We start from the raw sequence: 6,847 nt of genomic DNA on the forward strand, positions 1-6,847 counted from the left end.
GGGGCCTGGCCCGGCGCGCGCCCGCCCGGGGAGCCGCCCGGCACCCGGCCCCAGCCGCCCCGCGCCCCGCGCGAGGCGTACCAGTTGGGCGACAGCGCCCCTGGCCGGGCCCGGATCGGGCGATACTGAGGTGCCGGAGGTCCGGGCGGCGCGATGGACGTCGCACCGGGGCCGGCGGAACGAGCGCGCCGGGGGGCCGAGAACAGTGGAGGACAAAGTGCGGGTGGTCATCGCCGAGGATTCAGTGCTGCTCAGGGAGGGCCTGACCCGGTTGCTGACCGACCGCGGGCACGACGTGGTGGCCGGCGTGGGGGACGCCGACGCGCTGATCAAGACGATCACGGAGCTGGCGTCGCAGGACGCCCTGCCGGACGTGGTCGTCGCCGATGTGCGGATGCCCCCGACCCATACGGACGAAGGGGTGCGGGCCGCCGTCTTCCTGCGCCAGCGGCACCCGGGGCTCGGGGTGCTGGTCCTTTCGCAGTACGTCGAGGAGCAGTACGCCACCGAACTGCTCGCCGGGTCGAGCCGGGGCGTGGGCTATCTGCTCAAGGACCGGGTCGCCGAGGTCCGCGAGTTCGTGGACGCGGTGGTGCGGGTGGCCGAGGGGGGCACGGCGCTCGACCCGGAGGTCGTGGCGCAGCTCCTCGGCCGCAGCCGCAAGCAGGACGTGCTCGCGGGGCTTACTCCGCGCGAGCGCGAGGTACTCGGCCTGATGGCGGAGGGCCGGACGAACTCGGCGGTCGCCCGGCAGCTCGTGGTGAGCGACGGCGCCGTCGAGAAGCACGTGAGCAACATCTTCCTGAAGCTCGGGCTCTCCCCGAGTGACGGGGATCACCGCCGTGTGCTCGCGGTTCTCACGTATCTCAACTCATGACGCGTGACGAGCTGACACCCTGCCAGTGATCGGCACGACCGATTGACCGAACGACCGAACACCAGAGCCACGCCAGAGCCACGCCAGAGCCAGAGAAGTCCCAGAACCAGAAGACGAGCGGGGAGCGTCATCTATGAAGGACCGGGGGGTAAGGCACATCATGGCAAACCAGGACATCGAGGCGTCCCAAAAAGACGTCCAAAATGTGAGCTACCCGAGGAAGGCGACCCTTACAGACGTAGGGTGGGCCTTGGGAACGCCGGGCGTCCCGGCACTTCCCCTCAGCCGCCTCGAGGGAGGTCCACTTCAGTGACCAGCCAGGTCAGCAGCGAAGCCGAGCAGGCCGACGGCGCACTCGTCGGAGAGCAACGCAAGTCCGCGGGCGGGAAAGACGTACGGCGCCTGGACCGGGTGATCATCCGCTTCGCGGGTGACTCCGGTGACGGTATGCAGCTCACGGGTGACCGCTTCACTTCGGAGACCGCGTCCTTCGGCAACGACCTGTCGACGCTGCCGAACTTCCCGGCCGAGATCAGGGCGCCCGCCGGCACCCTGCCGGGCGTCTCCTCCTTCCAGCTGCACTTCGCCGACCACGACATCCTCACGCCCGGCGACGCGCCGAACGTCCTGGTGGCGATGAACCCGGCGGCACTGAAGGCGAACATCGGCGACGTGCCGCGCGGCGCGGAGATCATCGTCAACACCGACGAGTTCTCCAAGCGGGCGATGCAGAAGGTCGGTTACGACACCTCGCCGCTGGAGGACGGCTCCCTGGACGGCTACAGCGTGCACCCCGTGCCGCTGACCACGCTGACGGTGGAGGCGCTGAAGGAGTTCGACCTCTCGCGCAAGGACGCGGGCCGGTCCAAGAACATGTTCGCGCTCGGCCTGCTGTCGTGGATGTACCACCGGCCGACCGAGGGAACCGAGAAGTTCCTGCGGACCAAGTTCGCCAAGAAGCCCGACATCGCCGAGGCGAACATCGCGGCGTTCCACGCGGGCTGGAACTTCGGCGAGACCACCGAGGACTTCGCGGTCTCCTACGAGGTCGCCCCGGCCGCCAAGGCGTTCCCGACCGGCACCTACCGCAACATCTCCGGGAACCTCGCACTGTCGTACGGGCTGATCGCGGCCGGCCGCCAGGCGGATCTGCCGCTGTACCTGGGCTCGTACCCCATCACGCCCGCCTCGGACATCCTCCACGAGCTGTCCAGGCACAAGAACTTCGGCGTGCGCACCTTCCAGGCGGAGGACGAGATCGCGGGGATCGGCGCGGCGCTCGGTGCCGCGTTCGGCGGCTCGCTGGCGGTGACGACGACCTCCGGGCCGGGGGTGGCGCTGAAGTCGGAGACCATCGGGCTCGCGGTCTCCCTCGAACTGCCGCTGCTCATCGTGGACATCCAGCGCGGCGGCCCCTCCACCGGCCTGCCGACCAAGACCGAGCAGGCCGACCTGCTCCAGGCGATGTACGGGCGCAACGGCGAGGCACCGGTGCCGATCGTGGCGCCGAGGACCCCGGCGGACTGCTTCGACGCCGCTCTGGAGGCGGCCCGGATCGCGGTCACCTACCGCACGCCGGTCTTCCTGCTGAGCGACGGCTACCTGGCCAACGGCAGCGAGCCGTGGCGGATCCCCGAGGTGGACGAACTGCCCGATCTGCGGGTGCAGTTCGCCTCGGGCACCAACCACACCGAGGACGACGGCACCGAGGTCTTCTGGCCCTACAAGCGCGACCCGCAGACCCTGGCCCGCCCCTGGGCGGTCCCCGGCACGCCCGGGCTCGAACACCGCATCGGCGGCATCGAGAAGCAGGACGGCACGGGCAACATCTCGTACGACCCGGCCAACCACGACTTCATGGTCCGCACCCGCCAGGCCAAGGTCGACGGCATCGACGTGCCCGACCTGGAGGTCGACGACACGCGCGGGGACGCCACCACGCTGGTCCTCGGCTGGGGTTCGACGTACGGGCCGATCACCGCGGCGGTCCGGCGGCTGCGGGCGGCCGGTGTGCCCATCGCGCAGGCCCATCTGCGCCATCTGAACCCGTTCCCGCGGAACCTGGGCGAGGTCCTCGGGCGTTACGAGAAGGTGGTGATCCCCGAGATGAACCTCGGCCAGCTCGCCACCCTCATCAGGGCGAAGTACCTGGTGGACGCGGTCTCGTATAACCAGGTCAACGGAATGCCGTTCAAGGCCGAGCAGCTCGCCACGGCTCTCAAGGAGGCCATCGATGACTGACGTCGGCAACGGACTGCTGAAGCTGGTCCCCAAGGCCGAGGCCAAGCAGTCCATGAAGGACTTCAAGTCCGACCAGGAAGTGCGCTGGTGCCCGGGCTGCGGTGACTATGCCGTGCTGGCCGCCGTGCAGGGCTTCATGCCGGACCTCGGCCTGGCGAAGGAGAACATCGTCTTCGTCTCCGGGATCGGCTGCTCCTCCCGCTTCCCGTACTACATGAACACGTACGGGATGCACTCCATCCACGGCCGCGCCCCGGCCATCGCCACCGGCCTCGCCTCCTCACGGCGCGACCTGAGCGTATGGGTGGTGACCGGTGACGGCGACGCCCTCTCCATCGGCGGCAACCACCTCATCCACGCCCTGCGCCGCAACGTGAACCTGAAGATCCTGCTCTTCAACAACAGGATCTACGGCCTCACCAAGGGCCAGTACAGCCCCACCTCGGAAGTCGGCAAGATCACCAAGTCGACGCCGATGGGCTCGCTCGACGCGCCGTTCAACCCGGTCTCGCTGGCGATCGGCGCGGAGGCGTCCTTCGTGGCGCGGACCGTCGACTCCGACCGCAAGCACCTCACGTCGGTGCTGCGCGAGGCCGCCGACCACCCGGGCACCGCGCTGGTGGAGATCTACCAGAACTGCAACATCTTCAACGACGGCGCCTTCGAGGTCCTCAAGGACAAGCAGCAGGCCGAGGAGGCGGTGATCCGCCTGGAGCACGGGCAGCCGATCCGCTTCGGCACCGACGCCTCCAAGGGCGTCGTGCGCGACGCGGTCACCGGCGACCTGAAGGTCGTCGCGGTCACCCCGGAGAACGAGCGCGACATCCTCGTCCACGACGCGCACTCCGCCTCCCCGACGACCGCGTTCGCCCTCTCCCGCCTCGCCGACCCGGACACCCTGCACCACACCCCGATCGGCGTCTTCCGCGATGTGGAGCGGCCGGTCTACGACACGCTCATGGCCGACCAGCTCGACAGCGCCATCGAGCAGAACGGCAAGGGCGACCTCGCGGCGCTGCTCGCGGGCGGCGACACGTGGACGGTCGTCGGCTAGGCGTCCCTCTCACGGCCCTCTCGCGCGAAAGCCCGGTTCTGGATCTTTCAGAGCCGGGCTTCGTCGTACTCCCGGCGGGCTTCGTCGTACTTCTGGCGGGCCTTCTGTACGTCGTCCATGCGCCGCTCGGTCCAGGTCGCGAGGGCCTTGACCTGGTCGGCGGCCTCGCGGCCGAGGTCGGTGAGGGAGTAGTCGACGCGGGGCGGGATGACCGGCTTGGCGTCGCGGTGCACCAGGCCGTCGCGCTCCAGGGTCTGGAGGGTCTGGCTCAGCATCTTCTCGCTGACGCGGCTGACCTCGCCGATGGCGCGGCGCAGCTCGCTGAAGCGGTACGAGCGCTCCGCGAGGGCGATCAGGATCAGCACGCCCCAGCGGCTCGTGACGTGCTCGAGGACCAGGCGGTAGGGGCACATCTCCTCGCCGCCACCACGCTTCCAGCTGCTTACGGACATACCAGTACCTTACTTCAAAGTGGGTACTTACGGATAGTTAGTGCCGGAGCTAGGGTGAGTGGCAGACCGCATCGAAGAGGAGATTTCAGACATGAGCATCGTCGTCACCGGAGCCACCGGGCACCTCGGCCGCCTCGTCATCGAGGGGCTGTTCGCCGCCGGGGTCCCCGCCGGGGAGGTCGCGGCCGTCGTACGCGACAAGGACAGGGCCGCCGACCTCGCCGAGCGCGGCGTCGAACTGCGCATAGCCGACTACAGCGCCCCCGAGACCCTGCGCGGCGCCTTCGCCGCGGGCGACCGCGTGCTGCTGATCTCCGGCAGCGAGGTCGGGCGGCGGGTGGCGCAGCACCGCGCGGTGATCGACGCGGCGCGCGAGGCGGGTGTGGCGCTCCTCGCCTACACGAGCATCCTCGGCGGGCCCGAGGCCGACTTCGACCTGGCGGCCGAGCACAAGGCGACCGAGCGGCTGATCGCCGACTCCGGTCTGCCGTACACCTTCCTGCGCAACGGCTGGTACCACGAGAACTACACCGAGCACCTGGCCCCGGTCCTCGAACACGGCGCCGTCGTCGCCTCCGCGGGCGAGGGCCGCGTCGCCTCCGCCTCGCGCGCCGACTACGCCGCGGCCGCCGTCGCGGTCCTGACCGGCGAGGGCCACGAGGGCAAGGCGTACGAGCTGAGCGGCGATGTCGCGTGGAGCATGGCCGAGTACGCGGCCGAGGTCGCCCGGCAGAGCGGCAAGGAGATCTCGTACGTGAACGTCCCCGCCGAGGAGCACCTCGCGGTGCTGACCGGCGCGGGCGTGCCCGAGCCGATGGCGGCGATCCTCGTCGACGTCGACGCGGCTGTCGGGCGGGGGCGCCTGGCGGGGACAAGCGGTGACCTCGCCCGGCTGATCGGGCGGCCGACCACGAGGATCGCGGACGCGATCGCTGCAGGGCTTCGCGCTTGTTCGCGCGGCTGATGTCATGAGTGTTCCGGGCATACGGGCATGACACGCGGGGGCTCTCGGCGTTACCTTCGGGGAGGCAGCGTCGGACTGTCGTGTGGCGAGGAGGGCCCGTGGAGAGCGGAGCAGCCGGACAGGCCAGGAGCGAGCAGCGCATAGGGTTGCTGAACGGCTTCGCGGCCTACGGGATGTGGGGCCTCGTCCCCCTTTTCTGGCCGCTCCTGAAACCGTCCGGGGCCGCCGAGATCCTCGCGCACCGGATGGCGTGGTCGCTCGTCGTGGTGGGCGTCGCGCTGCTCTTCGTACGGCGTTGGGGCTGGGCGCGCGAGCTGGTGCGCCAGCCTCGTCGGCTGGGCCTGGTGGCGGTCGCGGCGGCGGTCATCACCCTCAACTGGGGCGTCTACATCTGGTCCGTGAACAACGGCCACGTCGTCGAGGCCTCCCTCGGCTACTTCATCAATCCCCTGGTCACCATCGCGATAGGCGTGCTGCTGCTCGGCGAGCGGCTGCGGCCCGTGCAGTGGGCGGCCGTCGCCGTGGGGTTCGCGGCCGTCCTCGTGCTGGCCTTCGGCTACGGGCAGCCGCCGTGGATCTCGCTCTGCCTCGCCTTCTCCTTCGCGGTGTACGGCCTGGTGAAGAAGAAGGTCAACCTCAGCGGCCTTGAATCGCTCGCCGCCGAGACCGCCGTGCAGTTCCTGCCCGCCGTCGCCTTTCTGGTGTGGCTCGGCTCGCGAGGGGACCTCACGTTCGGCGCGGAGGGCGCCGGGCACGCGGCGCTGCTCGCCGCGACCGGCGTGGTGACCGCCGCTCCCCTGGTCTGCTTCGGCGCCGCGGCGATCCGGGTGCCGCTCTCCACGCTGGGGCTGCTCCAGTACCTCGCGCCCGTCTTCCAGTTCCTGCTCGGGATCCTGTACTTCCACGAGGCGATGCCGCCCGAGCGGTGGGCGGGCTTCGGGCTGGTGTGGCTGGCGCTGTCGCTGCTGACGTGGGACGCGCTGCGGACGGCCCGTCGCAACGCGGCCCGGCTGACCGCCGCGCGCCGTGCCGCGGAGGGCGCGTCGTCCGCCGCGTCCGCCTCGTCCGCCCCCTCTGCCCCGTCCGCCCCCTCTGTGGCTCCTGGCGAGCGGGAGCCCGCGACCTGATGCGGCCTAGGGCCTGTCTGACAATTCCCGGCGTCGCCCGGAGGGCGGCTTCGCGGCGTCAGGTGCGTGCTCTCGGCGTGCCGGGCGTAGGGCCTCGTACTGGACGTACTTGGCTCTGCGCCCGGTGCGGCG

General features: G+C 70.4%; 6 protein-coding genes. 5 read left to right on the forward strand and 1 reads right to left on the reverse strand.

What is annotated here, in order from left to right; all coding sequences use genetic code 11:
* Positions 1 to 217 precede the first annotated feature (217 nt).
* From GKQ77_RS24130 to GKQ77_RS24140, 3 genes are all read left to right on the forward strand, one after another.
* Positions 218 to 877, forward strand: a complete 660-nt coding sequence (locus GKQ77_RS24130) for a LuxR C-terminal-related transcriptional regulator (RefSeq protein WP_308117768.1) — start codon at positions 218 to 220, stop codon at positions 875 to 877.
* 309 nt (positions 878 to 1,186) lie between these two features.
* The gene (locus GKQ77_RS24135; RefSeq protein ID WP_219691033.1) at positions 1,187 to 3,118 is read left to right on the forward strand and encodes a 2-oxoacid:acceptor oxidoreductase subunit alpha; all 1,932 of its coding nucleotides are present in this window, start codon (positions 1,187 to 1,189) and stop codon (positions 3,116 to 3,118) included.
* Positions 3,111 to 4,172 (forward strand): 2-oxoacid:ferredoxin oxidoreductase subunit beta, encoded by a 1,062-nt coding sequence (locus GKQ77_RS24140; RefSeq protein WP_125514432.1) that lies wholly within the window; start codon positions 3,111 to 3,113, stop codon positions 4,170 to 4,172. Before GKQ77_RS24135 ends, GKQ77_RS24140 begins: the two co-directional genes overlap by 8 nt.
* Positions 4,173 to 4,219: 47 nt before the next feature.
* Here GKQ77_RS24140 and GKQ77_RS24145 read toward each other — a convergent pair whose 3' ends face one another.
* Positions 4,220 to 4,624, reverse strand: coding sequence for a winged helix-turn-helix transcriptional regulator (locus GKQ77_RS24145; protein WP_219691034.1), 405 nt, complete (start codon positions 4,622 to 4,624; stop codon positions 4,220 to 4,222).
* A gap of 91 nt (positions 4,625 to 4,715) precedes the next feature.
* On the opposite strand from GKQ77_RS24145, the gene GKQ77_RS24150 reads away from it, so the two are divergent.
* Together GKQ77_RS24150 and rarD are read left to right on the forward strand one after the other, a co-directional pair.
* Positions 4,716 to 5,588 carry an SDR family oxidoreductase gene (locus GKQ77_RS24150; RefSeq protein ID WP_219691035.1) on the forward strand — a complete coding sequence of 291 codons (873 nt, stop codon included), beginning with the start codon at positions 4,716 to 4,718 and terminating at the stop codon, positions 5,586 to 5,588.
* A gap of 173 nt (positions 5,589 to 5,761) precedes the next feature.
* Positions 5,762 to 6,715: an EamA family transporter RarD gene (gene rarD, locus GKQ77_RS24155; protein WP_219691036.1), complete on the forward strand. Its 954-nt coding sequence runs from the start codon at positions 5,762 to 5,764 to the stop codon at positions 6,713 to 6,715.
* The last annotated feature ends 132 nt before the right edge of the window (positions 6,716 to 6,847 follow it).

The organism is Streptomyces anatolicus, assembly GCF_019400875.1.
In the GTDB taxonomy this organism is placed as follows: Bacteria; Actinomycetota; Actinomycetes; order Streptomycetales; family Streptomycetaceae; genus Streptomyces; species Streptomyces anatolicus.

Bases quoted from the DNA above. Each gene is read 5' to 3' on its own strand.
- GKQ77_RS24140 (WP_125514432.1), top strand. From the start codon at position 3,111: ATGACTGACGTCGGCAACGGACTGCTGAAGCTGGTCCCCAAGGCCGAG.
- GKQ77_RS24145 (WP_219691034.1), bottom strand. From the start codon at position 4,624: ATGTCCGTAAGCAGCTGGAAGCGTGGTGGCGGCGAGGAGATGTGCCCC.
- GKQ77_RS24150 (WP_219691035.1), top strand. From the start codon at position 4,716: ATGAGCATCGTCGTCACCGGAGCCACCGGGCACCTCGGCCGCCTCGTC.
- rarD (WP_219691036.1), top strand. From the start codon at position 5,762: ATGTGGGGCCTCGTCCCCCTTTTCTGGCCGCTCCTGAAACCGTCCGGG.